Source organism: Pseudomonas sp. P1.31 (assembly GCF_001269815.1).
GTDB classification, from domain to species: domain Bacteria; phylum Pseudomonadota; class Gammaproteobacteria; order Pseudomonadales; family Pseudomonadaceae; genus Aquipseudomonas; species Aquipseudomonas rustica.
In genome coordinates, this window is sequence record NZ_LHVN01000008.1 from 43140 (window position 1) to 65184 (window position 22045).

The 22045-nt window shown below is 58.6% G+C and carries 25 protein-coding genes and 1 tRNA gene; 18 read left to right on the forward strand and 8 right to left on the reverse strand.

Going from position 1 to position 22045, the window contains the following annotated elements; translation table 11 throughout:
- The first annotated feature begins 135 nt into the window (after positions 1-135).
- Together AD669_RS06675 and AD669_RS06680 are read left to right on the forward strand one after the other, a co-directional pair.
- Positions 136-807, forward strand: a complete 672-nt coding sequence (locus AD669_RS06675; protein WP_053118046.1) for a response regulator — start codon at positions 136-138, stop codon at positions 805-807.
- Positions 800-2185, forward strand: a complete 1386-nt coding sequence (locus AD669_RS06680; protein ID WP_053118047.1) for a sensor histidine kinase — start codon at positions 800-802, stop codon at positions 2183-2185. The genes AD669_RS06675 and AD669_RS06680 overlap by 8 nt, the downstream gene beginning before the upstream one ends.
- A gap of 153 nt (positions 2186-2338) precedes the next feature.
- On the opposite strand, the gene AD669_RS06685 is transcribed toward AD669_RS06680, so the two are convergent.
- Positions 2339-3160: an HDOD domain-containing protein gene (locus tag AD669_RS06685; RefSeq protein ID WP_053118049.1), complete on the reverse strand. Its 822-nt coding sequence runs from the start codon at positions 3158-3160 to the stop codon at positions 2339-2341.
- A gap of 34 nt (positions 3161-3194) precedes the next feature.
- Positions 3195-4136: a folate-binding protein YgfZ gene (locus AD669_RS06690; RefSeq protein WP_053118051.1), complete on the reverse strand. Its 942-nt coding sequence runs from the start codon at positions 4134-4136 to the stop codon at positions 3195-3197.
- A 150-nt stretch (positions 4137-4286) separates the two neighbouring features.
- On the opposite strand from AD669_RS06690, the gene AD669_RS06695 reads away from it, so the two are divergent.
- Both AD669_RS06695 and AD669_RS06700 read left to right on the forward strand, forming a co-directional pair.
- Positions 4287-4541, forward strand: coding sequence for a succinate dehydrogenase assembly factor 2 (locus tag AD669_RS06695; RefSeq protein WP_053118052.1), 255 nt, complete (start codon positions 4287-4289; stop codon positions 4539-4541).
- Positions 4525-4977 carry a protein YgfX gene (locus AD669_RS06700; protein ID WP_053118055.1) on the forward strand — a complete coding sequence of 151 codons (453 nt, stop codon included), beginning with the start codon at positions 4525-4527 and terminating at the stop codon, positions 4975-4977. The genes AD669_RS06695 and AD669_RS06700 overlap by 17 nt, the downstream gene beginning before the upstream one ends.
- Here AD669_RS06700 and nadB read toward each other — a convergent pair.
- Positions 4946-6562 carry an L-aspartate oxidase gene (gene nadB / locus AD669_RS06705; RefSeq protein WP_053118057.1) on the reverse strand — a complete coding sequence of 539 codons (1617 nt, stop codon included), beginning with the start codon at positions 6560-6562 and terminating at the stop codon, positions 4946-4948. The genes AD669_RS06700 and nadB overlap by 32 nt on opposite strands.
- 558 nt (positions 6563-7120) lie before the next feature.
- Between nadB and rpoE the strand changes: the two genes are divergently transcribed.
- The 4 genes from rpoE to AD669_RS06725 all read left to right on the forward strand — a co-directional run bounded on the left by rpoE (position 7121) and on the right by AD669_RS06725 (position 10934).
- Positions 7121-7702: an RNA polymerase sigma factor RpoE gene (gene rpoE, locus AD669_RS06710; RefSeq protein WP_003172477.1), complete on the forward strand. Its 582-nt coding sequence runs from the start codon at positions 7121-7123 to the stop codon at positions 7700-7702.
- 30 nt (positions 7703-7732) lie between these two features.
- Entirely contained in the window at positions 7733-8320 is a 588-nt protein-coding gene (locus AD669_RS06715; RefSeq protein WP_053118059.1) for a sigma-E factor negative regulatory protein, read from the forward strand.
- Between the two features lie 8 nt (positions 8321-8328).
- Positions 8329-9291 (forward strand): MucB/RseB C-terminal domain-containing protein, encoded by a 963-nt coding sequence (locus AD669_RS06720; RefSeq protein WP_053118061.1) that lies wholly within the window; start codon positions 8329-8331, stop codon positions 9289-9291.
- Positions 9292-9500: 209 nt separating this feature from the next.
- Positions 9501-10934: a DegQ family serine endoprotease gene (locus tag AD669_RS06725; RefSeq protein ID WP_053118063.1), complete on the forward strand. Its 1434-nt coding sequence runs from the start codon at positions 9501-9503 to the stop codon at positions 10932-10934.
- A gap of 81 nt (positions 10935-11015) precedes the next feature.
- Here the strand turns inward: AD669_RS06725 and AD669_RS06730 are convergent, their stop codons facing one another.
- A complete protein-coding gene (locus tag AD669_RS06730) occupies positions 11016-12449 on the reverse strand; it encodes a M48 family metalloprotease (RefSeq protein WP_053118065.1) in 1434 nt (477 codons plus the stop codon).
- A 98-nt stretch (positions 12450-12547) separates the two neighbouring features.
- Here AD669_RS06730 and AD669_RS06735 point away from each other — a divergent pair, with 98 nt between their 5' ends.
- Positions 12548-12787 carry a sulfurtransferase TusA family protein gene (locus tag AD669_RS06735; RefSeq protein ID WP_053118067.1) on the forward strand — a complete coding sequence of 80 codons (240 nt, stop codon included), beginning with the start codon at positions 12548-12550 and terminating at the stop codon, positions 12785-12787.
- Positions 12788-12820: 33 nt separating this feature from the next.
- A complete protein-coding gene (locus AD669_RS06740) occupies positions 12821-13891 on the forward strand; it encodes an AI-2E family transporter (RefSeq protein WP_053118069.1) in 1071 nt (356 codons plus the stop codon).
- Between the two features lie 108 nt (positions 13892-13999).
- On the opposite strand, the gene AD669_RS06745 is transcribed toward AD669_RS06740, so the two are convergent.
- Complete coding sequence (locus AD669_RS06745) at positions 14000-14473, reverse strand: peroxiredoxin (RefSeq protein WP_053118071.1); 474 nt, start codon at positions 14471-14473, stop codon at positions 14000-14002.
- A 10-nt stretch (positions 14474-14483) separates the two neighbouring features.
- On the reverse strand, positions 14484-15044 hold the full coding sequence (locus AD669_RS06750) for a glycine cleavage system protein R (RefSeq protein WP_053118073.1): 561 nt from the start codon (positions 15042-15044) through the stop codon (positions 14484-14486).
- Positions 15045-15372: 328 nt separating this feature from the next.
- On the opposite strand from AD669_RS06750, the gene dapA reads away from it, so the two are divergent.
- The 7 genes from dapA (at position 15373) to AD669_RS06780 (ending at position 19982) form a co-directional block, all read left to right on the forward strand.
- Complete coding sequence (gene dapA / locus AD669_RS06755; protein ID WP_007911392.1) at positions 15373-16251, forward strand: 4-hydroxy-tetrahydrodipicolinate synthase; 879 nt, start codon at positions 15373-15375, stop codon at positions 16249-16251.
- 17 nt (positions 16252-16268) lie between these two features.
- Positions 16269-17384, forward strand: coding sequence for an outer membrane protein assembly factor BamC (gene bamC / locus AD669_RS06760; protein WP_053118076.1), 1116 nt, complete (start codon positions 16269-16271; stop codon positions 17382-17384).
- 6 nt (positions 17385-17390) lie between these two features.
- The gene (locus AD669_RS06765) at positions 17391-18152 is read left to right on the forward strand and encodes an MBL fold metallo-hydrolase (protein WP_053118078.1); all 762 of its coding nucleotides are present in this window, start codon (positions 17391-17393) and stop codon (positions 18150-18152) included.
- A 28-nt stretch (positions 18153-18180) separates the two neighbouring features.
- Positions 18181-18894, forward strand: coding sequence for a phosphoribosylaminoimidazolesuccinocarboxamide synthase (gene purC / locus AD669_RS06770; RefSeq protein ID WP_008077821.1), 714 nt, complete (start codon positions 18181-18183; stop codon positions 18892-18894).
- 83 nt (positions 18895-18977) lie between these two features.
- Positions 18978-19067 (forward strand) — tRNA-Ser (locus AD669_RS06775).
- A 331-nt stretch (positions 19068-19398) separates the two neighbouring features.
- Positions 19399-19653: a type II toxin-antitoxin system HicA family toxin gene (locus tag AD669_RS28000; RefSeq protein WP_082341402.1), complete on the forward strand. Its 255-nt coding sequence runs from the start codon at positions 19399-19401 to the stop codon at positions 19651-19653.
- Positions 19650-19982: a type II toxin-antitoxin system HicB family antitoxin gene (locus AD669_RS06780; protein ID WP_053118080.1), complete on the forward strand. Its 333-nt coding sequence runs from the start codon at positions 19650-19652 to the stop codon at positions 19980-19982. The genes AD669_RS28000 and AD669_RS06780 overlap by 4 nt, the downstream gene beginning before the upstream one ends.
- A gap of 146 nt (positions 19983-20128) precedes the next feature.
- Here the strand turns inward: AD669_RS06780 and AD669_RS06785 are convergent, their stop codons facing one another.
- Both AD669_RS06785 and AD669_RS06790 read right to left on the reverse strand, forming a co-directional pair.
- Positions 20129-20335, reverse strand: coding sequence for a hypothetical protein (locus AD669_RS06785; protein WP_053118083.1), 207 nt, complete (start codon positions 20333-20335; stop codon positions 20129-20131).
- 154 nt (positions 20336-20489) lie between these two features.
- The gene (locus AD669_RS06790; protein WP_053118085.1) at positions 20490-20681 is read right to left on the reverse strand and encodes a DUF1508 domain-containing protein; all 192 of its coding nucleotides are present in this window, start codon (positions 20679-20681) and stop codon (positions 20490-20492) included.
- 237 nt (positions 20682-20918) lie between these two features.
- Here AD669_RS06790 and AD669_RS06795 point away from each other — a divergent pair, with 237 nt between their 5' ends.
- Entirely contained in the window at positions 20919-21839 is a 921-nt protein-coding gene (locus AD669_RS06795) for a LysR substrate-binding domain-containing protein (RefSeq protein WP_053118087.1), read from the forward strand.
- The last annotated feature ends 206 nt before the right edge of the window (positions 21840-22045 follow it).

Below are 22045 nucleotides of genomic sequence, written 5' to 3' on the forward strand. Positions count from 1 at the left end.
GCCGACTCTAACCGGCTAACCTTTCACTAACCTTTCAGCTGACTTTCACGGTTTTCGGGCTTCACAGCGGCGGTTGCGGCTGTAAACTCCGCGGCAAAGAGTGGCGTCGGCCATCCCTGAACGAGGTAAAAATCCATGCGTGTCCTGCTCGTCGAAGACCATCTGCAACTGGCCGAAAGTGTTGCCCAGGCGCTCAAGAGCACCGGTCTGACCGTGGACGTGTTGCACGATGGCGTGGCCGCTGATCTGGCCTTGAGCAGCGAGGAATACGCCGTGGCGATCCTCGATGTCGGCCTGCCGCGCATGGACGGTTTTGAAGTGTTGGCGCGGTTGCGCGCACGCGGCAAAAACCTGCCGGTGCTGATGCTGACCGCGCGCAGTGATGTGAAAGATCGCGTGCACGGTCTCAATCTCGGCGCCGACGATTACCTCGCCAAACCGTTCGAACTGACAGAGCTGGAGGCGCGGGTTAAAGCCTTGTTGCGCCGCAGTGTGCTCGGCGGCGAACGCCAGCAGCGCTGCGGTGTGCTGGCCTATGATCTCGACACGCGACGCTTCAGTCTCGGCGAAGAATTGCTGACGCTGACCTCCCGCGAGCAAGCCGTACTGGAAGCGCTGATCGCCCGACCGGGCCGCGTGATGAGCAAGGAGCAACTGGCCGCGCAGGTGTTCGGTCTCGACGAAGAAGCCAGCCCCGACGCCATCGAAATCTACGTGCATCGCTTGCGCAAAAAACTGGATGGTCAACCCGTAGCGATCGTCACCTTCCGTGGCCTCGGCTATCTGCTGGAAAGCCGCGATGCATAAGCCCAGCAGCCTGCGCTGGCGGTTGCTGTGGAACCTCGCGTTGTTGCTGGTGGTGTTGATGCTCGCCAGCGGATTGAGCGCGTACTGGAACGGTCGCGAAGCCGCCGACATCGCCTACGACCGTACGCTGCTGGCCTCGGCGCGAACCATCGCCGCAGGGTTATCGCAACGCGATGGCAGTCTCAGTGCCGATGTGCCTTACGTGGCCCTCGATACCTTCGCCTACGACAGCGCCGGGCGTATCTATTACCAGGTCAACGACATCCATCAGAAGCTGATTTCCGGTTATGAGAATCTGCCCGGCCCGCCACCGGGCACGCCTCGAACGGACAGTTATCCGGCGCTGGCACGTTTCTACAACGCCACTTACAAGGGCCAAAACGTTCGCGTGGTCAGCCTGCTGAAAGCCGTTACCGAACCGAACATGAACGGCATGGCGGAAATCCGTGTCGCCGAAACCGACGAGGCGCGCGTGAGCATGGCGCGCAGTCTGGCCGCCGATACGTTGCTGCGTCTGGGCATGTTGGCGATTGGCGCGTTGCTGCTCGTCTGGTTCGCCGTCAGTGCGGCGTTGCGCCCGCTGGAGCGTCTGCGCACGGCGGTGGAAGAGCGTCAGCCGGATGATTTGCGGCCATTGCCGCTGGTTGAAGTGCAGCATGAGCTGTGGCCGTTGGTGCGCGGGCTCAACCATTTCACCGAGCGGTTGCGCGTGCAGTTCGAGCGTCAGGCCCAGTTCATTGCCGATGCCGCGCATGAGTTGCGCACTCCGCTGGCCGCGTTGAAGGCGAGGCTTGAGTTGGGGCTGCGCTCGAACGAGCCCGAGACGTGGCGCACGACCTTGGAATCTTCAGCGCAAAGCACCGATCGCCTGACGCATCTGGCCAACCAGTTGCTGTCGCTGGCACGTGTCGAAAACGGCGCGCGGGCGATTGCCGAGGGTGGCGCGCAGTTACTCGACCTTAGCCAGTTGGCCCGTGAATTGGGCATGGCCATGGCGCCGCTGGCGCACAAACGCGGTGTTGCGTTGGCATTGGAAGCGGACGAGCCGGTGTGGTTGCGCGGTGAGCCGACGTTGCTCAATGAGTTGCTGAGCAATCTGGTGGACAACGCCTTGGCGCACACACCACCGGGCGGCAATGTGATTCTGCGCGTGACGGCGCCGGCGGTGCTTGAGGTTGAAGACGACGGGCCGGGGATTCCGCTGGAAGAGCGTGATCGCGTGTTTGAACGGTTTTACCGGCGCAATCAGCAGGTGGCCGGGTCAGGGTTGGGACTGGCGATTGTCGGCGAGATTTGCCGGGCACATCTGGCGCAGATCAGTCTGCATGATGGCGAGGAGGCGGGGTTGAAGGTGCGGGTGAGTTTTGTTGCCGGGTGATGGGCAAATTGGCTTTTGTGGCGAGGGGATTTATCCCCGATCGGCTGCGCAGCAGTCGCAATTCCTCAATTTAAGGTGTGTCAGGTAAACCGAGTCGACTGATTTCAGGGTCGCTTCGCAACCCATCGGGGATAAATCCCCTCGCCACAAATTTTAGTAAAACATCGACCGCGATTCTTCCAGATCCACGCACAGCGCTCTGTTCTCCGGATCAATCCCCAACTTCCTGAACGCCGGCACAGTCGTCAGATCAATCCGCGCAAACGGATGATCGGTGCTTTTACGGCAATGCAGATTCGCCACCTGCACCAGATCGACATAATCAATCTGCGTCGAATCGCGTTTGAAATCCTGATAACGCCCCGGCAATTCCACCAGCCGTTCCGGAAACTCCCAGACCCGCAGCAATTTGTCACCGAGCAACGGATGAATGCGGTCGATCACATGGTTGAGGCTGACCGGATCCGACAGCAACTCGTAGTGATCTTCGGCGTAAGTCAGAATTGGCAGCACACCAATCTGATGCACCAGCCCGCCCAGCGCCGCTTGATCCGGCTTGAGCTGGGTGTAGCGGCGGCACAGCGCATAGCTGACCCCGGCGATTTCCAGACTGCTACGCCAGACTTCGCGCATCTTCTGTTCGACCACTTCGGAGCGGGCGTGGAAAATCTGCTCCATCACCAGACCGATCGCCAGGTTGCTGCTGTAGTTGATGCCCAGCCGCGTGATCGCGGTGTGCAGGTCGGTCACTTCTTGCGCGGCGCGCAGTAGCGGGCTGTTGACCACTTTGATCAGGCGCGCCGACAGTGCGGTGTCGCGACCGATGACTTTGCTAAGGTCGCTGACACTGATTTCCGGATCTTCAGCAGCCTTGCGAATTTGCAGGGCCACTTCCGGCAACGTTGGCAGAACCAGGTCATCGTTATCGATGGCCTCAACCAAATCCCGTTGGACCTTTTCCGCCAGTTCGCTCATTTGGACTCTCTAGGGTGTTGCAACCAGGCTGCGATCAACGCTGGATTTCGCGGTCGCGATCCAGTTCGTAGGGCAAATCGAGCACTTGCAACGCAGGCCCTTCAAGGCTGCCCAGATGCAGATCGCCCGCTTCGGCAGCTTCGGCCTGCAGCACCGCCAGGAGTTCAATGTTTTGCTCGGCGTTGGCGGCCAGCACCACTTCACCGATGGAGCTGTTGTGGCTCGGAGCGAACAGCTGTGTGCCAGGTTCTGGCAGTTCGCTCGCGTCTAGGCTCAAGCGATACAGGCGACGTTTGAGTTTGCCGAGGTACTGCATGCGCGCGACGATTTCCTGGCCGGTGTAGCAGCCTTTCTTGAAACTCACGCCACCGACGGCTTGCAGATTGAGCATCTGCGGAATGAACAGCTCGCGCGTGCTCGGCATGACCTGACCGATGCCGGCGCGGATCTGGCCCAGCAGCCATTGATTCAATGCGGCTTCTGGCAGTGCGGCGGACAGTTTGGTTTTGATTGCATCGGCTTGATCGGCCGGTACCCACAGTTCGGCGCGATCCGGCGAGACGCGAATCGCAATCAACCCTTCGTTGCGCACGACACTGTCGGTTTCTGCCGGCAAGTCCAGACCAAGGCTGCTCAGGGCGGCGTCAGCGTGCGCCAGACCAAAACGCACCCAGGCGGCGCTTTCGTCGGTCAGTTTCGATTTGGAGAACACCGCGTATTTTTTCAGATCGGCCAATTGCGGCTCGAGCAACTCGCTGGCCATCGCCAGCACCACGCCGTCACCTTCGAGCAGAATGCGGAAACTCGACTGCATCCGGCCTTTCTGCGTGCAGCGCGCGCCGAGGCTGGCCTTGGTGTCACTGAGGTAATTGAGGTTGCAGGTCAGCTGGCCTTGCAGGAATTTTCCGGCATCCGCGCCGCGAACCGCGAGAACGCCTTCATGAGACAGGGTGCAGAAAAAAGCAGAATCGGCCATGGGTCTTCGCAGGGTAAAAAGTCTGGGGCACATCATAAGGGTGCGTTGTTGAAATGGGTAGTTGATAAAGGATCGGTGGTGCCCGACCAAAGCCGACTGTGCGACCCGCTTGGGGGCTGTATACTTGCCGCCAAATTTGAGGAGGGCCCCATGGTCGAACAAGTTGAACTGAATCGCCTCTTTTGGCACAGCCGTCGCGGCATGCTTGAGCTTGACGTGTTGCTGGTGCCGTTCGTGAAGGAGGTCTACGCGACGTTGAATCAGGTGGATCGCGATCTGTATGTGCGTCTGCTGACGTGCGAGGATCAGGACATGTTCGGCTGGTTCATGGAGCGCAGCGAGTCTGAAGATCCGGAACTGCAGCGCATGGTTCGCATGATCCTGGATCGTGTCCAGCCCAAGTAATACGTTCGAATGCCGCTGGCATGCCTCACGGCAGTTGCTGGCGGCGTATCTGTTGGCCCAGGCGTTCGCACTGGGTGCTTTGTTTCTTCTATCTATTCCACTCTGGGCCAGTCTGCTCGGGGCTTTTGCTTGTCTGCTGCATGGCGTTTGGGTGTTGCCACGGCAGATCCTGCTGAGTCATCCACGAGCATTCTGCGGATTGCGCCGTGATGCCGATGGCTGGCAATTGTGGAATCAGGCGGCTGGCTGGCAAGCGGTGCAGCTGCGCCCGGACAGTCTGGCGCTGCCATTGATCGTGGTGCTGCGCTTTCGTTTGCGCGGCGAGTGGCGGGTCAGATCGATCTGTGTGCCGCGGGACTCGCAGGTCGCCGATGTGCATCGACGCCTGCGAGTGCGGCTCAAGTTCAGCCGGCGTAGGTGGGCGGTATCAGAATAGTGTCGAGCGCTTCGGGCAGCAGGTTCGGGTAGTCGAGGGTGTAATGCAGACCGCGACTTTCCTTGCGCTCCATGGCTGAGCTGATCATCAATTCCGCCACTTGCGCCAGATTGCGCAGCTCGATCAGGTCGCGGCTGACTTTATAGTTACTGTAGAACTCGTCGATCTCGTCCAGCAGCAAACGCACGCGGTGCTGCGCCCGTTGCAGACGCTTGTTGGTGCGCACGATGCCGACGTAGTCCCACATGAACCGGCGCAGCTCATCCCAGTTGTGCGCAATGATCACGTCCTCGTCGGAGTCGGTGACCTGGCTGGCGTCCCAGACGGGCAGGGCGCTTGGCGCATCGATATCGTCGAGTTGCGCAAGAATGTCCGCCGCCGCCGAACGGGCATAGACGAAGCATTCCAGCAGCGAGTTGCTGGCCATGCGGTTGGCGCCGTGCAGGCCGGTGAAGCTGGTTTCGCCGATCGCATACAAACCTGGCACATCGGTGCGGCCTTGCTGATCGACCATCACGCCGCCACAGGTGTAATGCGCGGCGGGGACGACCGGGATGGGCTGTTTAGTGATGTCGATGCCGAACCCGAGGCAGCGCTCATACACAGTCGGGAAGTGGCTTTTGATGAATTCTTCGGGTTTGTGGCTGATGTCGAGATAGACGCAGTCGACGCCCAGACGCTTCATTTCATGGTCGATGGCGCGGGCAACGATGTCGCGCGGGGCCAGTTCGGCGCGTTTGTCGAAGCGATACATGAAGCGTTCGCCGTTGGGCAGCTTCAGATGGGCGCCTTCGCCACGCAGGGCTTCGGTAATAAGGAAGCTTTTCGCTTGCGGGTGATACAGGCAGGTCGGGTGAAACTGGTTGAATTCCAGATTCGCCACGCGGCAGCCCGAACGCCAGGCCATGGCGATGCCGTCGCCGCAAGCGCCATCGGGGTTGCTGGTATAGAGGTAGACCTTGGCGGCGCCGCCCGACGCGAGGATCACGAATCGTGCGCCGTAGGTGTCGACTTCGCCAGTCTTGCGGTTCAGCACATAAGCGCCGAGGCAACGATCGCCTTCCATGCCCAAGCGGCGTTCGGTAATCAGATCAACGGCAACGCGCTGTTCGAGCAGTTCGATGTTCGAGCGCTCTTTGGCTTGGGCCAGCAGGGTTTTGAAGATGGCTGCACCGGTGGCATCAGCGGCATGAATGATGCGCCGATGGCTGTGGCCGCCTTCGCGGGTCAGGTGAAATTCGAATCCACCGTCTTCAGTGCCGGACTGTTCGTCGCGGGTGAATGGCACACCTTGGTCGATCAGCCACTGAATGGCTTCACGGCTGTGCTCGACGGTAAAACGCACGGCGTCTTCGTGGCACAGACCACCGCCAGCATTCAGGGTGTCGTCGACGTGGGATTCGACAGTATCGGTATCGTCCAGCACGGCGGCAACGCCACCCTGGGCCCAGAAGGTCGAACCGTTGGCGAGATCGCCCTTGCTCAATACGGCAATGCGCAAATGACCCGGCAGGGTCAGCGCGAGACTCAAACCGGCAGCGCCGCTGCCAATGACCAGAACATCATGTTGGAATTGTTGGCTCATTACAGGATTCCGCTCAAAGCGACCCGGGTCGGGGGTGGCGCGATTCGCCTGGATCGGCGAGTCAAGTCAGCCACACAGCCCACTAGTATATAGAGGGGTGGGGCGGCACAATAGCCGGGCCTATATGGCATTGTGAAACTACTGTGACGGGAAAAACCGGGTGCTTCGTCGGAAGTTTTTTTCGCCGGTTTTGGGAAAAGACGACTGTATCGGCGCTGAAACAGCCTTTTTCCGCCCAGGGTTGCCCAATGTCGGGTAGGCACGGCTATAAATAATTGGAACTTTTGCCAAAGGCCCAAGATCAATAGTCGGTGCCAGAAACAAGGGACGTGTCGGCTTCAGTGCGGAATCTGCGGTTGGATTCCTGCCCGGCGAAACCGATAACAAGATTATTCGCGCAGCCGGTTTATCCCGTGCTGCGTTTTTCGTGCGTGCCAAATCAGAGCCCGCAGGAAACTTGCCTGGAGGGGGAGAACTTTTGCGAAAAGCCCGAGTCTATGTTTGCAAGTCTGGTCGTTTAGTTATGCAAGTCTCCTTCGGGCTTATCGAGGAGTGTTCATGCTAACCCAGGAAGAGGATCAGCAGCTGGTCGAGCGCGTTCAACGCGGCGACAAGCGAGCTTTCGATCTGTTGGTGCTGAAATATCAGCACAAGATTCTCGGGTTGATCGTGCGTTTTGTGCACGACACCCATGAAGCCCAGGACGTGGCTCAGGAAGCCTTTATCAAGGCGTATCGAGCACTTGGAAACTTTCGCGGCGACAGTGCGTTTTATACGTGGCTGTACCGTATTGCCATTAACACGGCAAAGAACTACCTGGTTTCTCGCGGCCGTCGGCCGCCGGATAGTGATGTAAGTTCAGAGGATGCGGAGTTCTACGACGGCGATCACGGCCTCAAGGATCTCGAATCACCAGAACGTGCGTTGCTGCGGGATGAGATCGAAGGCACCGTCCATCGAACCATCCAGCAACTGCCAGAGGATTTGCGTACGGCGTTAACTTTACGTGAATTCGATGGTCTGAGTTACGAGGACATTGCGAGCGTCATGCAGTGTCCGGTGGGTACCGTGCGCTCCCGGATTTTCCGCGCTCGGGAGGCCATCGATAAAGCCCTGCAGCCGTTGTTGCAGGAAAACTGAGACAGCGGCGATAGCCAAGAGAGGAACGCCATGAGTCGTGAAGCCCTGCAGGAATCGCTGTCCGCAGTGATGGATAACGAAGCGGACGAACTGGAATTGCGTCGAGTGATTAATGCACTTGATGACGTCGAAACCCGTGAGACCTGGGCTCGTTACCAGATCGCTCGGGCAGCCATGCACAAGGATCTGCTGCTGCCACGTCTGGATATCGCTGCGGCTGTGTCTGCTGCGCTGGAAGACGAAACGGCTCCGGCCAAAGTATCCCGCAGCCCATGGCGCAACCTTGGCCGTCTGGCTGTTGCAGCCTCGGTAACTGTTGCCGTTCTGGCCGGTGTTCGCCTGTACAACCAGGACGAAATCGCTGGTGTGGAACTGGCTCAGCAAAGCAACCAGACAACCCTGGCCACCCCTCAGGTGAAAGGCCCGGCTGTTCTGGCAGGCTACAGCGAGAGCTCGGAAGCCACTGGCCCTATGGCCAACGGCGTACTGCAAGGTCAGCCAGGCTGGCACGATCAGCGTCTGCCAGGTTACCTGCGTCAGCACGCTCAGCAGGCTGCATTGAAAGGTACTGAAAGCGCGCTGCCATACGCACGTGCCGCAAGCCTGGAAAACCGTTAAGGAGGATCATGCGCGCCATACCTCTACTTTCGCTTCTGCTCAGTGGCTGGTTCATTGTTCCAGCCCATGCCGATGAGGCCCAGGACTGGTTGACCCGTCTGGGCCAGGCCGAGCAGCAGCAAAGCTTTCACGGTACTTTTGTTTACGAGCGTAACGGTAGTTTTTCTACCCACAACATCTGGCATCGCGTCCAGAACGGTCAAGTCCGCGAGCGTTTGCTTCAGCTCGACGGCTCGGCTCAGGAAGTCGTGCGCATTGATGGACACACTCAATGCGTCAGCGGCACCCTGATCGCGGGGCTGGGGGATTCTCCCAACTCGACCGCTCGTGCCCTGGATCCTAAAAAGCTGAAAAACTGGTATGACCTTGCTGTCATCGGCAAGTCGCGTGTGGCCGGTCGCGATGCAGTGATCGTTTCACTGACGCCTCGTGACCAGCACCGTTACGGTTTTGAATTGCATCTGGATAAACAGACGGGCCTGCCGCTCAAGTCATTGCTGTTGAATGACAAGGGCCAGTTGCTCGAACGTTTCCAGTTCACCAGTCTAGATACCGACGAAGTCCCGTCCGACAAAGACTTGCAAGCCGATGCCGGTTGCAAGGCTGTGACGCTGGACAGCGACAAGGCCTCCGCCGTCAAGACCGCCCAGGTCTGGCGTTCGGACTGGTTGCCGCCCGGTTTCGAACTGACCAGCAGCACCTCGCACAAAGATCCGCAAACCAAAACACAGGTCAACAGCCTGATGTATGACGATGGCCTGGCACGTTTTTCGGTGTTCCTTGAACCGTTGAACGGCGCGACCGTCACCGACACCCGGACTCAACTGGGCCCGACCGTTGCCGTTTCCCGTCGCCTGACCACACCCGAAGGCGAAATGATGGTGACCGTGGTTGGCGAGATTCCAATCGGCACCGCCGAACGGATCGCCTTGTCGATGCGAAACGACAGTGCCGCCACCAGCAAGCAGTGAGCTGATTCCAGTCACTACCACTTCTTCGTCGAGACGGAGATGAAATGTTTGCTGAGCATTTTCATTTGCAAATAACCCGAAAATTTTTTATAGGTCAGAGCCTCACGGCTCTGGCCTTGTTGTTGTTCCTGGAATAAAAGCGCCAGCCTGTGGTTGCCGGTGATTCTTGTTCCATATCGCTTAAACCTGCTCGTCGTAACGGGAGCTGTATGTCGATACCTAGCTTGAAATCTTATCTGTCCATTTTCGCCACCGTGCTATTGCTCGGTCAGGCGGTGCCTGCTGCGCAAGCGGCCGACCTGCCGGACTTCACGCAACTGGTCGAACAAGCGTCGCCGGCTGTGGTGAACATCAGTACCACGCAGAAACTGCCGGATCGCAAAGTGAACCAGCAGATGCCGGATCTGGAAGGCTTGCCGCCGATGCTGCGCGAGTTCTTCGAGCGCGGCATGCCGCCTCAGCAGCGCTCGCCGGGCGGTGGTGGTCGTCAGCGTGAAGCGACATCGCTGGGCTCGGGCTTCATCATCTCTCCGGATGGCTACATCCTGACCAACAACCATGTGATCGCTGATGCTGACGAAATTCTCGTGCGTCTGGCTGATCGCAGCGAAATGAAAGCCAAGCTGATCGGCACCGACCCGCGTTCCGACGTGGCCCTGCTGAAAATCGAAGGCAAAGACCTGCCAGTACTCAAACTCGGCAAATCCCAGGATCTGAAAGCCGGCCAATGGGTTGTCGCGATCGGTTCGCCATTTGGCTTTGACCACACCGTGACCCAAGGCATCGTCAGCGCCGTCGGCCGCAGCCTGCCGAACGAAAACTACGTGCCGTTCATCCAGACCGACGTGCCGATCAACCCGGGCAACTCCGGGGGCCCGCTGTTCAACCTGAACGGTGAAGTGGTCGGCATCAACTCGCAGATCTACACCCGTTCCGGTGGCTTCATGGGCGTGTCGTTCGCCATCCCGATCGACGTGGCGATGGACGTTTCCAATCAGCTGAAGAGCGGTGGCAAAGTAAGCCGTGGCTGGTTGGGTGTGGTCATCCAGGAAGTGAACAAGGATCTGGCCGAGTCGTTCGGTCTGGACAAACCGGCCGGTGCGCTGGTTGCACAGATTCAGGATGACGGCCCGGCAGCCAAGGGCGGCCTGCAAGTTGGCGACGTGATTCTGAGCATGAACGGTCAGCCGATCGTTATGTCCGCTGACCTGCCGCACCTGGTTGGCGCACTGAAGGCTGGCGCCAAAGCCAATCTGGAAGTGATTCGTGAAGGCAAGCGCAAGAACGTCGAACTGACTGTTGGCGCCATCCCGGACGAAGACAAAGAACTGGATGCACTGCCGAAGTCTGGCGCTGAAACCACCAGCAACCGTCTCGGTGTTGCCGTGGGCGAGCTGACCGCCGAGCAGAAGAAAACCTACGACCTCAAAGGTGGTGTGGTGATCAAGGAAGTGCAGGACGGCCCAGCTGCCCTGATCGGTCTGCAACCGGGTGACGTCATCACGCACCTGAACAACCAGGCCATCGGCTCCACCAAGGAGTTCGGCGAGATCGCCAAAGCGTTGCCGAAGAATCGTTCGGTGTCGATGCGCGTTCTGCGTCAGGGTCGTGCGAGCTTCATCACCTTCAAACTGGCTGAATAAACCAGCGGCAAGGTAAAAAAGAAACCGCCTCGAAAGAGGCGGTTTTTTTGTGTCCGAAGATTTTGTGTTACTGGGTAAAACTCAGCCCATCATGTCCTTGATCATGCGTTCTTGCTCCATCAGCTCGCGCTGACGGGCATCGATGCGTGACGACAATGGGAAGTTGTTGCCGGCCTTGCGCTTGGCAAAGTCGAGTTGCTGAATCGCCTGACGGTAATCGCCAACCAGCGCGAAGTATTCGGCGCGAGCCTGATGCAAACCGATAATGTTGCCGGACAAACCACGTGTCTCGGCAACTTGGTACCAGACGTCCGGATCGTTGGGGCGCGACTTCAACAGACCTTCCAGTGCTTTCTCGGCATCGGCAGAGCGATTCTGCTTCAACAGCAAATCGACACGCACCTGGTTCAGCGGATAGTTGCCCGGATACTGCGTGAGCATGCGGTCAACACGCGATTGCGCGTCGGGCAGGCGATTGTTGGTGATGTCCAGATCGACTTGCGCGAGGTTGTAGATGATCTCGTTTGGCGATTTGGCCAGCAGTTGTTTCAGGTTCTCGCGAGCCTCATTCAACTGTCCACCCTTGATCTGCGCGATGGCCAGACCGTAGCGCGCCACATCGTTTTTCGGGTTTTCGTCCAGCTGCGCGCGGAAACGCTTGGCGCCAAGGCCCGGGGTTTCTTCGTAGATCAACTGCACGCGTGCACGAATCAGTTGATAGCGCATGGTGTCTTCGATGCCGCCCGGTTTCGCCTGTTCGGCGCGGTTGCGGGTATCGGCGATACGCGATTCGGTCACCGGGTGAGTCAGCAGAAATTCGGGTGGCTTGGCGTCGAAACGGTACTGACGCATCAAGCGTTCGAACATCGTCGGCATCGAGCGCGGGTCGTAACCGGCCTTTTCCAGATTGAGGATGCCGATGCGGTCGGCTTCCTGTTCGTTCTGCCGCGAGAACGTGCGTTGCGATTGAATCGCCGCTGCCTGGGTGCCGGCAATCGCGGCGATGCCGGCATCACCGCCACCGGCCGCCGCAATGACGATACCGGCCAGCAGCGCGGCCATCATCGGCACTTGCATACGCTGCGAGGCTTCGACGCCGCGAGCGAAGTGGCGTTGCGACAAGTGAGCCAATTCGTGCGCGAGTACCGAAGCGTATTCGCCCTCGGTCTGGGCATTGAGGAACAAACCACCGTTGACCCCGACCACGCCACCCGGCGCCGCGAAGGCGTTGAGCTGCGGGCTGTTGATCAGAATGAATTCGAGGCGTCGGTCAGTGACCTGGCTGGTCTCGACCAGTTTGTACACGCTGGACTCGACGTAGTCCTTGAGTTGCGGATCGTTGAGCTGCGAGACCTGGCTGCGCAACATCGCCAGCCAGGCGCGACCGAGTTGGTATTCCTGTTGCGGTGAGACGATGGCAGAACTGGCGTCGCCGAGTGACGGCAGATCGTCGGCAAAGCCTGGTGAGGCGAGCAGGCAAGCGAGCGTCAGCAGGGTAGGGCGCAGAAAAGTCATGCACAAAGCCTTAGAAGACAAAGACCTTACTGTAGCCGGACACCGGGCTTGCGACCAGATATTCTAGGCAGCTCGACTATCTCGACCGGAGTGACGCAATGACTGACGCTGTAGCCCATGACGTGGAACTGGACGCCAGTGGCCTGAATTGTCCGTTGCCGTTGCTCAAGGCGAAAATGGAATTGAATAAACTGCACAGCGGCGCGGTGCTCAAGGTGATTGCCACCGATGCCGGCTCGCAACGCGACTTCCGCACCTTTGCCAAATTGGCCGGTCATACGCTGCTGCTCGAAGAAGACGACGCGGGCGTTTACCGTTACTGGTTGAAAAAAGCCTGAAGCCGACAGCGTAAAACAACCTAAGGATTATTGATGTTCAAAGTGTTACGCGACTGGATTCAGCGCTACTTCTCCGACGAAGAAGCTGTGGTGCTGGCAGTGTTGCTGATTCTTGCCTTCACCGCCGTGCTCACCCTCGGCGGCATGCTCGCGCCGGTACTGGCGGGGATGGTACTGGCGTATCTGATGCAGGGCCTGGTGGTCACGCTCGAACGCCTGCGCGTGCCGGGCGGCGTAGCCGTGGGATTGGTGTTTGCGCTGTTTATGGGCGTGTTGATGCTGTTTATTGTCGTGGTCATGCCGCTGCTCTGGCATCAGTTGATCACGCTGTTCAATGAACTACCGGGCATGCTTGCCAAGTGGCAGTCGCTGCTGCTGTTGCTGCCGGAGCGCTATCCGCATCTGGTCTCCGACGAGCAAGTGCTGCAAGCCATCGAAGCGGCGCGCGGCGAGATCGGCAAGTTCGGGCAATGGGCGCTGACGTTTTCGCTGTCGAGTCTGCCGCTGCTGGTGAACATCATGATCTATCTGGTGTTGGTGCCGATTCTGGTGTTCTTCTTCCTTAAAGACCGGGCCATGATCGGCGAGTGGGTGCGCGGTTATCTGCCGCGTGAGCGCGCGTTGATTACGCGGGTCGCGCAGGAGATGAACCGACAGATCGCCAATTACATTCGCGGCAAAGTCATCGAGATCGTGATCTGTGGTGGCGTGACCTACATCGCTTTCGTCGCGCTCGGGCTCAATTACGCGGCGCTGTTGGCGTTGCTGGTCGGGATTTCGGTAGTGGTGCCGTATGTGGGTGCAGTGGTGGTCACCGTGCCGGTGCTGCTGATTGCGCTGTTCCAGTGGGGCTGGAGCGATCAGTTCATCTATTTGATGGCGGTGTACGGGATCATCCAGACGCTGGATGGCAACGTGCTGGTGCCGTTGCTGTTTTCCGAGGCAGTCAACTTGCATCCAGTGGCGATTATTTGCGCGGTGCTGTTGTTTGGCGGGTTGTGGGGATTTTGGGGGGTGTTTTTTGCGATTCCGCTGGCGACGCTGTTCAAGGCAGTGTTGGATGCTTGGCCGCGCAAGGAACCGGTGGTGGCGCCGCTGCTTTAAAGCAAAAGATCGCAGCCTTCGGCAGCTCCTACAGATTCGATTCCCGATCGCATATTTCGCGATGGCACGACTCCTGTAGGAGCTGCCGCAGGCTGCGATCTTTTGATCTTAGGCCTTGTTCAGTTCCTGAGCAGCAGCCAGAACAGCATCCACATGCCCCGGCACTTTCACACCGCGCCATTCCTGACGCAGCACACCGTCCTTATCAATCAGGAAGGTGCTGCGATCAACGCCCAGGTATTCCTTGCCGTATAGCTTCTTCAACTTGATCACGTCGAACAACTGGCAAACCGCCTCGTCCTTGTCGCTGATCAACTCGAAGGGAAATTCCTGCTTGCCTTTGAAGTTCTCGTGGGACTTCAGGCTGTCGCGCGAAATGCCGAAGACTTCGGTGTTGGCAGCCTTGAACGCTTCATGTTGATCACGAAAGCCCTGACCTTGAGTGGTGCAGCCCGGGGTGCTGTCCTTCGGATAGAAGTAGATCGCCACTTGCTTGCCCTTGAGGGCGGACAACTTGACGGTCTGCCCGCTGGTGGCAGGTGCTTCGAAATCGGCAACCGGTTGGTCGATGACAACGGCCATGAAAGCTTCCTTACATTGGGTTCTGTGGGCGCCAAGGCTCGATCAGTGCGTCGAGGTTCATCGCGTCGGAGAAATCGAGGAACTGGTCGCGCAGCCAACTGATCTGGGTGCCGGCCGGCAGGGTCACGGTGAACGTGGCGTTGAGCATGGTGCCGCCGGTCTGTGGTGCCTGATACGTGTCGCAGGTCAGGTTTTCCAGCTCGACGTTGTGATCCATGAAGAACTGGCACAGCTCGTTGATGATGTCCGGGCGATACGCCGAACTCACATAAGCCACGTACGGCAGGGCTTGTGGACGATTTTCCAGCGGCGCGCTGCGCACCACGTTGGCGGTGAAAGCGTGTTTCTTCGCCAGGCTCGGCAGACTGCCTTCGAGGCGGGCGAGGGCGTCCCAACTGCCGGTGATCTCGAGGATCAACGCGCTGCACTCGCCGTGGCGAGTCAGGCGGGAGGTGACCACGGCGCAGCGATTTTCATGGCTGGCGCGGCACAGGACGTTAGTCAGCTCCATGGGGTTGGCGCCGAGGGCACTGATGACAAGGAATTGTTCGCGAACTGTGGGGGTGGACATGCAGCATTCCTAAAGCGATGAGCGGTCGGTAGGTGACGGACGCTGGTGGCCGGGGCGCGCCTGTTCTGGCTGTCCATGCAATAGACCCGGCAAGCGCTCGCGGCTCGCTCCACTATAGCGGGAGCGCGTCGATGCGACGCAGGAACGGGGTCTGGGAGGCCGAAAAGGGAGGCTGAAACCCGGCGTACAAGCTGATCGGTACCGATCAAAGTCTGAAGGGTAGCGAAAAGCGCGGCCAAGGGGAATGGCGGCAGCGCAGTACTTCGCTTGTGCAAGCATCTTGGCGCCAGTACCATTACCGCTCTCTTTTTCCGGCAGGAGCGGTTTCATGATTGCGGGCAGTATGGTGGCACTGGTCACTCCCATGGATGCACAAGGGCGTCTTGACTGGGACAGCCTCAGCAAACTCGTGGACTTCCATCTCAAGAACGGCACCCATGCCATTGTCGCGGTCGGTACTACCGGCGAGTCGGCAACTCTTGATGTAGAAGAACACATCGCCGTCATCAAAGCCGTGGTCAAACAGGTTGCCGGGCGCATTCCGGTGATCGCTGGCACTGGCGCCAACTCGACCCGCGAAGCCGTCGAGCTGACCCGCAACGCCAAAGAAGCCGGCGCTGATGCTTGCCTGCTGGTCGTTCCGTACTACAACAAGCCGACTCAGGAAGGCTTGTACCAGCACTTCAAGCACATCGCTGAATCAGTCGACATTCCACAGATTCTCTACAACGTTCCGGGCCGCACCTCTTGCGACATGCAGGCCGAGACCGTGATTCGCCTGTCCACCGTGCCGAACATCATCGGTATCAAGGAAGCCACCGGCGATCTGAAACGCGCCAAAGCGATCATCGATGGTGTGAGCAAAGATTTCATCGTGCTGTCCGGCGATGATCCAACCGCCGTTGAACTGATCCTGCTGGGCGGCAAAGGCAACATCTCCGTGACCGCCAACGTCGCGCCGCGCGAAATGGCCGATCTGTGTGAGGCCGCGCTGAAAGGCGACGCCGACACCGCACGGGCCATCAACGAAAAACTGATGCCGCTGCACAAAGACCTGTTCATCGAAGCCAACCCGATTCCGGTGAAGTGGGCTTTGGTTGAAATGGGCCTGATGCACGAAGGCATCCGCTTGCCGCTGACCTGGCTGAGCACACCTTGTCATGAAACGCTGCGCTCGGCCCTGCGCCAGTGCAGCGTCCTGGTTTAATTGAGGAAGTACAACGCATGAAGCGAATGGCCGGACTTTCCGCACTTGCCTTGATTATCTCCAGCACCAGTGGCTGCGGATGGGTCTGGGGCCCGGAAGGTTATTTCCGTGACCGTGGTAGCGATTACCTGGAAGCGCAACAGACTGCACCGATGCAACTGCCACCGGATGTCAGCACCTCCAAGCGTCTGGATCCGCTGCTGCCGATCCCGCGCAACGTCGCTGATGACACCGCCAAGGGCGAATACGTGGTTCCACGTCCTCAGCCACTGTCGGCCATCGCCGATGCCACCGACTACTCGCTGCAGAAGAGCGGCGATTCGCGTTGGGTCATGGCCCAGCATCCACCGGCCGAAGTCTGGCCAGTGGCGGTGCAATTCTTCCAGGACAACGGTTTCCGTCTGGATGAACAGCGTCCGCAAACCGGCGAATTCACCACCACTTGGCAGCATTCCGATGAGCTGTCCGCGTCGATGGCCAAGCGCCTGAGCGCGGCCGGCGTCGCCACTGATAGCGAAACCCGCGTCCGTGTGCGCATCGAGCCAGGCGTGCAGCGCAACACCAGTGAAATCTACGTGGTCAGCGCCGAGCGTCCTGCCGGCAGCACCGCCGATGTCGATTTCACCAACCGCTCGGTCAACACTGGTCTGGACGCTGCGCTGGTCGACGACATGCTCGCAAGCATGAGCCGGATCTCCGAGAAGGGCGGTTCGGTGTCGATGCTCGCCTCGCGTGATTTCGATACGCCGAGCCGCGTCAGCCTCAGCGAAGACGGCAGCGGCAACCCGGTGTTGAACGTCGGTACCGATCTGGATCGTGCCTGGTCGAGCGTTGGCCGTGCACTGGAACAAGGCGAATGGCGCGTTGAAGACATCAACCGCAGCCTCGGCCTGTACTACATCAACCTGGCCGAAAAAGCCGAGAAGAAAGACGACAAGCCTGGTTTCTTCAGCAGCCTGTTCGGCAGTGCGCCGACCAAGGAAGAAGTTGAATCCCGTGCCGAGCGTTATCAGGTTCGCCTGAGCAAGGTTGGCGAGAACATTCAGGTCACCGTCGAGAAAAACATCAACACCGTCGCGCCGGCTGAAGTGGCGCGTAAAGTGCTGAGCGTGATTCAGGACAACCTGGGCTGATCAACCATGCGTTTTGCCGTTCTCGGCAGCGGTAGCCAAGGGAACGGCACGCTGATCGCCAGTGCTGATACGTATGTGCTGGTGGATTGTGGTTTTTCCCTGCGGGAAACCGAAAAACGCCTGTTGCGCCTGGGTGTGAACCCGGCGCAACTGAGCGCGATACTCGTAACCCACGAACATGCCGACCACGTGCATGGCGTGGGTTTACTGTCTCGGCGTTACAATCTGCCGGTCTACCTCAGTCGCGGCACACTGCGCGGGATGCGCAAACCGATTGAACCCGCAGGCTTGCTGGCCGGCGGCGAGCAACTGCAGATCGGTGCACTGAACATCGGGGTCATTGCCGTGGCCCACGATGCGCAGGAACCGACCCAGTATGTCTTCAGTGATCAAGAGCAGCGGCGCTTCGGCCTGCTGACCGATCTGGGTTCTTACTGCGAGCGGGTGCTGGACGGTTATCGGGATCTCGATGCGTTGATGATCGAGTCCAACCATTGTCGTGACATGCTGGCCCGTGGGCACTACCCGTACTTTCTCAAGCAGCGGGTGGGCGGCGAGCTGGGACATTTGAACAACCATCAGGCGGCTTTCCTGGTGTCCGAGTTGGGCTGGCAGGGTTTGCAACACCTTGTCCTGGCTCATCTGAGCAGCAAGAACAACCTGCCGCAGCTGGCCCGGCAATGTTTTGTCGACACCCTCGGGTGCGACCCGGACTGGCTGCAACTGGCCGATCAAGATTCAGGGCTCGACTGGCGCCACATCGCCTAGCCCACCTACTTAGCAAGCGGAGCCCATCATGGAAAAACGTGAAGAACTCTACCGCGGCAAAGCCAAATCGGTTTACAAGACCGACGACGCTGACCGCTTGATCCTGCTGTTTCGCAACGACACCTCGGCGTTCGACGGCAAGCGCATCGAGCAGCTCGACCGCAAAGGCATGGTCAACAACAAGTTCAACGCCTTCATCATGCAGAAACTCGAAGCGGCCGGCATTCCGACCCAATTCGACAAACTGCTGGCCGACAACGAAGTCCTGGTGAAGAAACTCGACATGATCCCGGTCGAGTGCGTCGTGCGTAACTACGCCGCGGGCAGCCTGGTCAAGCGTCTGGGCGTCGAAGAAGGCCTGAAGCTCAATCCTTACACCTTCGAACTGTTCCTCAAGGACGACGCCAAGGGCGACCCGTTCATCAACGAATCCCACGTTGTGGCGTTCGGTTGGGGCACCGCCGAGCAACTGGTTCGCATGAAAGAACTGTCGCTCAAGGTCAACGAAGTGCTGACCAAGCTGTTCGACGACGCCGGCCTGCTGCTGGTCGACTTCAAGCTTGAATTCGGCGTGTTCAGCGACGGCTCGATCGTCCTCGGCGACGAGTTCAGCCCGGACGGCTGCCGTCTGTGGGACAAGGACACCAAGAAGAAGATGGACAAAGACCGCTTCCGCCAGGGCCTCGGTGACGTCATCGAAGCCTACGAAGAAGTCGCCAATCGTCTGGGCGTACCGCTTTAATCGACGCAAGCATCTGATAGCACGAAGAAATTTTCGAAAGAGGGTTTGCTTTCGGTAAAAGTGTTGTTATGATGCGCGCCGTTGGAGAGATGCCAGAGTGGCCGAATGGGACGGATTCGAAATCCGTTGTACCTTCACCGGTACCTAGGGTTCGAATCCCTATCTCTCCGCCATTACATAGAAAAAGCCCCGTAGATGAAAATCTACGGGGCTTTTTTGTTTCTCGTGCAATTGGACTGGAATACCCTCGGTCAGGCGAGAATTGCTCCGATGTCGCGCAAGATGCCCGTTCCCACGAAACTCTCGGATTTTGCCTACAACCCTGTTTCGATTAACTCAATTATTCTGATCTCCGTGCCAAAAACACTCTAAATCCAGACACGACGACGCCGCTTTCCATTGATGGATAAGCGGCGTTTCTGCATTTATTGAAATGGGCGCTTCATGCATCAGCGAGATTAATCGCAGCTGCCAAATATCGGTGCGGTATCATGATGTAATACTATGAACAATAAGCAACTCGGTACTCTTCAAGCCGTATATTCAAGACCGACTCCATCTACGCTGGAATGGACACGTATAGAGTCTCTTTTCAAAGCGGTAGGCGCCAAAGCTGTGGAGGGTAATGGTTCGCGTGTTCGGTTTGAGTTAAGCGGGGTCGTTGCTACCTTTCATCGTCCTCATCCAGACAAAGAAGCAAAGCCCTACCAGGTTCGTGATGCTCGGGCTTTTCTAGAACAAGCAGGAGTCATTCCGTGAACGTGATGAATTACAACGGGTATGCTGCCCGTATTGAATACAGTGACGAAGATGGTCTGTTTGTTGGTCACATCGCAGGAATCAAGGATGTCGTGGGATTCCACGGTGAATCAGTCAGAGAACTTAGAGCTGCCTTCGAGGAGGCAGTGAGCGATTATCTGGAAACGTGTGCAAAACTCGGTCGAGTGCCTCAGAAGCCTTATTCAGGCAATCTGAGCCTGCGATTGGCGCCAGCCCTTCATGCCACCGTTGCAGTGAAAGCTCAATTGGCTCGAAAAAGTATTAATCAGTGGGTGGCTGAAGTGCTTGACCGGGAAGCACACGCCTGACACGGCATGCTCGGCAGGTGACTGAGCCTTACCGTCCGCGTTGCTCTGGGTTTTCCGCGACTCATGGAAAAAAAGCCCCACAGACCCAAAGCCTGTGGGGCTTTTGCATTTCTGCGGGATCTACATCACCCCGCACTTCCAGCCCGTCAAGGCTGCGAGTGGCCCAACTTGCGCTTGATCAGTTCATACACATCCTTATGCGTCGAGTTGTGCAGCGTCTTGTCCTTGCAGGCCGAGCTGAGGAAGGTTTTCACTTCTTCCTTGGCGTGCGGGTAGAGGCTGGCGACGTAGTCGGCTTCGTGTGCTTGTGTGCAGTTAAAGTGCATGTCGTCTTTCGCTTTGTCTCTGGCCATGTCTGCGGCTCCTTTTTGAGTGTGAATGATCGGGAGAAAACAGGGCCGGATGGCCCCCTGCGTTGCTGAGCGTAGGGGTGCAAACGGAGCCCGCCAGTCATTCGGTCAAAAAAGGAAGGAGCTGTAGGACGCTGCCTTTGATCGACTCACGCGGTTAAATTTCCTTGACCGGAGTTTCGCCCTGTACCGCTTTGATCAGCTCGATCACGTGTAGACAATCCGCTTTGTTCACGTACGATTCGCCGCTGGCGATGGTTTCGTGATTGCCCGCGCGCAGCCTCCAGCGCCATTGGCCTTTGCCGGTGGTCGGGGTGCCGCGGGATTGCCTGTAAATCTCGAAATACATTCAGTTCGCTCCATGCGATAGGCGTGTGCGCCAGCCTGTGTGGCGCATCGACGCAAGCCTAGCGCAGGCGGGTTTTTTGGCTACCGGACATTTGTTTCCAATCGTTGGCGGATGTTTCTGAAAGGCACAGACCAGAGCCCTCGAAGCGGTTGACGGTCAGCGGACGCATCGTGGCGATGGACGCCGCCCCCAACTGCTTTCTACACTGCCGGCAGTCTGGGGATCGGGGAGCAATGGATGAACCGCAATGAACTACGCAAGGCCGACATCAACCTGATGGTGGTGTTCGAGACCTTGATGCTGGAACGCAACGTAACCCGGGCGGCCGAGAAGCTGTTTCTTGGCCAGCCGACCATCAGCTCGGCGCTCAATCGCCTGCGCACGATGCTCAACGATCCGCTGTTCATCCGCGTCGGCCATCGCATGGAACCGACCGCGCGTGCCGAAGATATCTTCCGTCACCTCAAACCAGCGCTGGATTCGTTGTCGGTGGCACTCAGCCTGACCCGCGATTTTGATCCCGCCGTGAGCACCATGACCTTCCGCATCGGTCTGTCCGATGACGTCGAGTTCGGTCTGCTGCCGCCGCTGCTGCGCGCCTTGCGTCAGGAAGCGCCGAACGTGGTGTTTGTGGTGCAGCACGTCGACTACTGGCGCATTCCCGATCTGCTCGCCGCCGGCGACATCACCGTCGGCATCAGCCAGACCCGTGGCTTGCCGGCGAATGCCAAGCGCAAATTGCTGCGGCACATTCAACCGAGCATCCTGCGCGCGGATGCTTCCGACACACCGCTGACCCTCGATGAATATTGCGCGCGACCGCATGTGCTGGTTTCCCACACGGCGAATGTCAGTGGGTTTGCGGATGAGTGGCTGGCGGAACTGGGCCGCACCCGGCAGGTGGTGCTGTCGGTGCCGCAGTACAGCGCCTTGCCGGCGTTGCTGGCGGGCACCGATCTGATCGCCAGCCTGCCGGATTACACGGCGGCAGCGATGGCCACTTCGGGGTTGCTGTTCAAAGAGCCATTCCCGTTCAAGACGCCGACGCTGGACTTGTCGATGGTCTGGCTCAGCCACGTCGACAGCGACCCGGCCGAGCGCTGGCTGCGTTCCCGGCTGGAGCAGTTCATGAGTGAACGGCCCGTCACCGCCTTTTGATTGACAGGTAGGAGCTGCGGCACGCTGCGATCTTTTGATTTGGCATTTGAAAGATCAAAAGATCGCAGCCTCGTTTCACTCGACAGCTCCTACGGTGATAGATGGCCTTTGGCACATCGCCGCCGGCGAAGCTAACTCGCGTTTGCAACACGGCGGATTTGCGATAAGTCAGCTGTGTTATACGTACGACCTTTCTGCCGCCCGAC

What these genes read in the sequence shown, in the direction of transcription:
- AD669_RS06745 (WP_053118071.1), bottom strand. Translation starts at nt 14,473, where the DNA reads ATGGCCGTTGTCATCGACCAACCGGTTGCCGATTTCGAAGCACCTGCC.
- AD669_RS06725 (WP_053118063.1), top strand. Translation starts at nt 9,501, where the DNA reads ATGTCGATACCTAGCTTGAAATCTTATCTGTCCATTTTCGCCACCGTG.
- AD669_RS06685 (WP_053118049.1), bottom strand. Translation starts at nt 3,160, where the DNA reads ATGAGCGAACTGGCGGAAAAGGTCCAACGGGATTTGGTTGAGGCCATC.
- purC (WP_008077821.1), top strand. Translation starts at nt 18,181, where the DNA reads ATGGAAAAACGTGAAGAACTCTACCGCGGCAAAGCCAAATCGGTTTAC.
- AD669_RS06750 (WP_053118073.1), bottom strand. Translation starts at nt 15,044, where the DNA reads ATGTCCACCCCCACAGTTCGCGAACAATTCCTTGTCATCAGTGCCCTC.
- AD669_RS06720 (WP_053118061.1), top strand. Translation starts at nt 8,329, where the DNA reads ATGCGCGCCATACCTCTACTTTCGCTTCTGCTCAGTGGCTGGTTCATT.
- AD669_RS06785 (WP_053118083.1), bottom strand. Translation starts at nt 20,335, where the DNA reads ATGGCCAGAGACAAAGCGAAAGACGACATGCACTTTAACTGCACACAA.
- AD669_RS06790 (WP_053118085.1), bottom strand. Translation starts at nt 20,681, where the DNA reads ATGTATTTCGAGATTTACAGGCAATCCCGCGGCACCCCGACCACCGGC.
- AD669_RS06730 (WP_053118065.1), bottom strand. Translation starts at nt 12,449, where the DNA reads ATGACTTTTCTGCGCCCTACCCTGCTGACGCTCGCTTGCCTGCTCGCC.
- rpoE (WP_003172477.1), top strand. Translation starts at nt 7,121, where the DNA reads ATGCTAACCCAGGAAGAGGATCAGCAGCTGGTCGAGCGCGTTCAACGC.
- AD669_RS06680 (WP_053118047.1), top strand. Translation starts at nt 800, where the DNA reads ATGCATAAGCCCAGCAGCCTGCGCTGGCGGTTGCTGTGGAACCTCGCG.
- nadB (WP_053118057.1), bottom strand. Translation starts at nt 6,562, where the DNA reads ATGAGCCAACAATTCCAACATGATGTTCTGGTCATTGGCAGCGGCGCT.
- AD669_RS06795 (WP_053118087.1), top strand. Translation starts at nt 20,919, where the DNA reads ATGAACCGCAATGAACTACGCAAGGCCGACATCAACCTGATGGTGGTG.
- AD669_RS06675 (WP_053118046.1), top strand. Translation starts at nt 136, where the DNA reads ATGCGTGTCCTGCTCGTCGAAGACCATCTGCAACTGGCCGAAAGTGTT.
- AD669_RS06765 (WP_053118078.1), top strand. Translation starts at nt 17,391, where the DNA reads ATGCGTTTTGCCGTTCTCGGCAGCGGTAGCCAAGGGAACGGCACGCTG.
- AD669_RS06715 (WP_053118059.1), top strand. Translation starts at nt 7,733, where the DNA reads ATGAGTCGTGAAGCCCTGCAGGAATCGCTGTCCGCAGTGATGGATAAC.
- AD669_RS06695 (WP_053118052.1), top strand. Translation starts at nt 4,287, where the DNA reads ATGGTCGAACAAGTTGAACTGAATCGCCTCTTTTGGCACAGCCGTCGC.
- AD669_RS06740 (WP_053118069.1), top strand. Translation starts at nt 12,821, where the DNA reads ATGTTCAAAGTGTTACGCGACTGGATTCAGCGCTACTTCTCCGACGAA.
- AD669_RS06735 (WP_053118067.1), top strand. Translation starts at nt 12,548, where the DNA reads ATGACTGACGCTGTAGCCCATGACGTGGAACTGGACGCCAGTGGCCTG.
- bamC (WP_053118076.1), top strand. Translation starts at nt 16,269, where the DNA reads ATGAAGCGAATGGCCGGACTTTCCGCACTTGCCTTGATTATCTCCAGC.
- AD669_RS06690 (WP_053118051.1), bottom strand. Translation starts at nt 4,136, where the DNA reads ATGGCCGATTCTGCTTTTTTCTGCACCCTGTCTCATGAAGGCGTTCTC.
- AD669_RS28000 (WP_082341402.1), top strand. Translation starts at nt 19,399, where the DNA reads ATGAACAATAAGCAACTCGGTACTCTTCAAGCCGTATATTCAAGACCG.
- dapA (WP_007911392.1), top strand. Translation starts at nt 15,373, where the DNA reads ATGATTGCGGGCAGTATGGTGGCACTGGTCACTCCCATGGATGCACAA.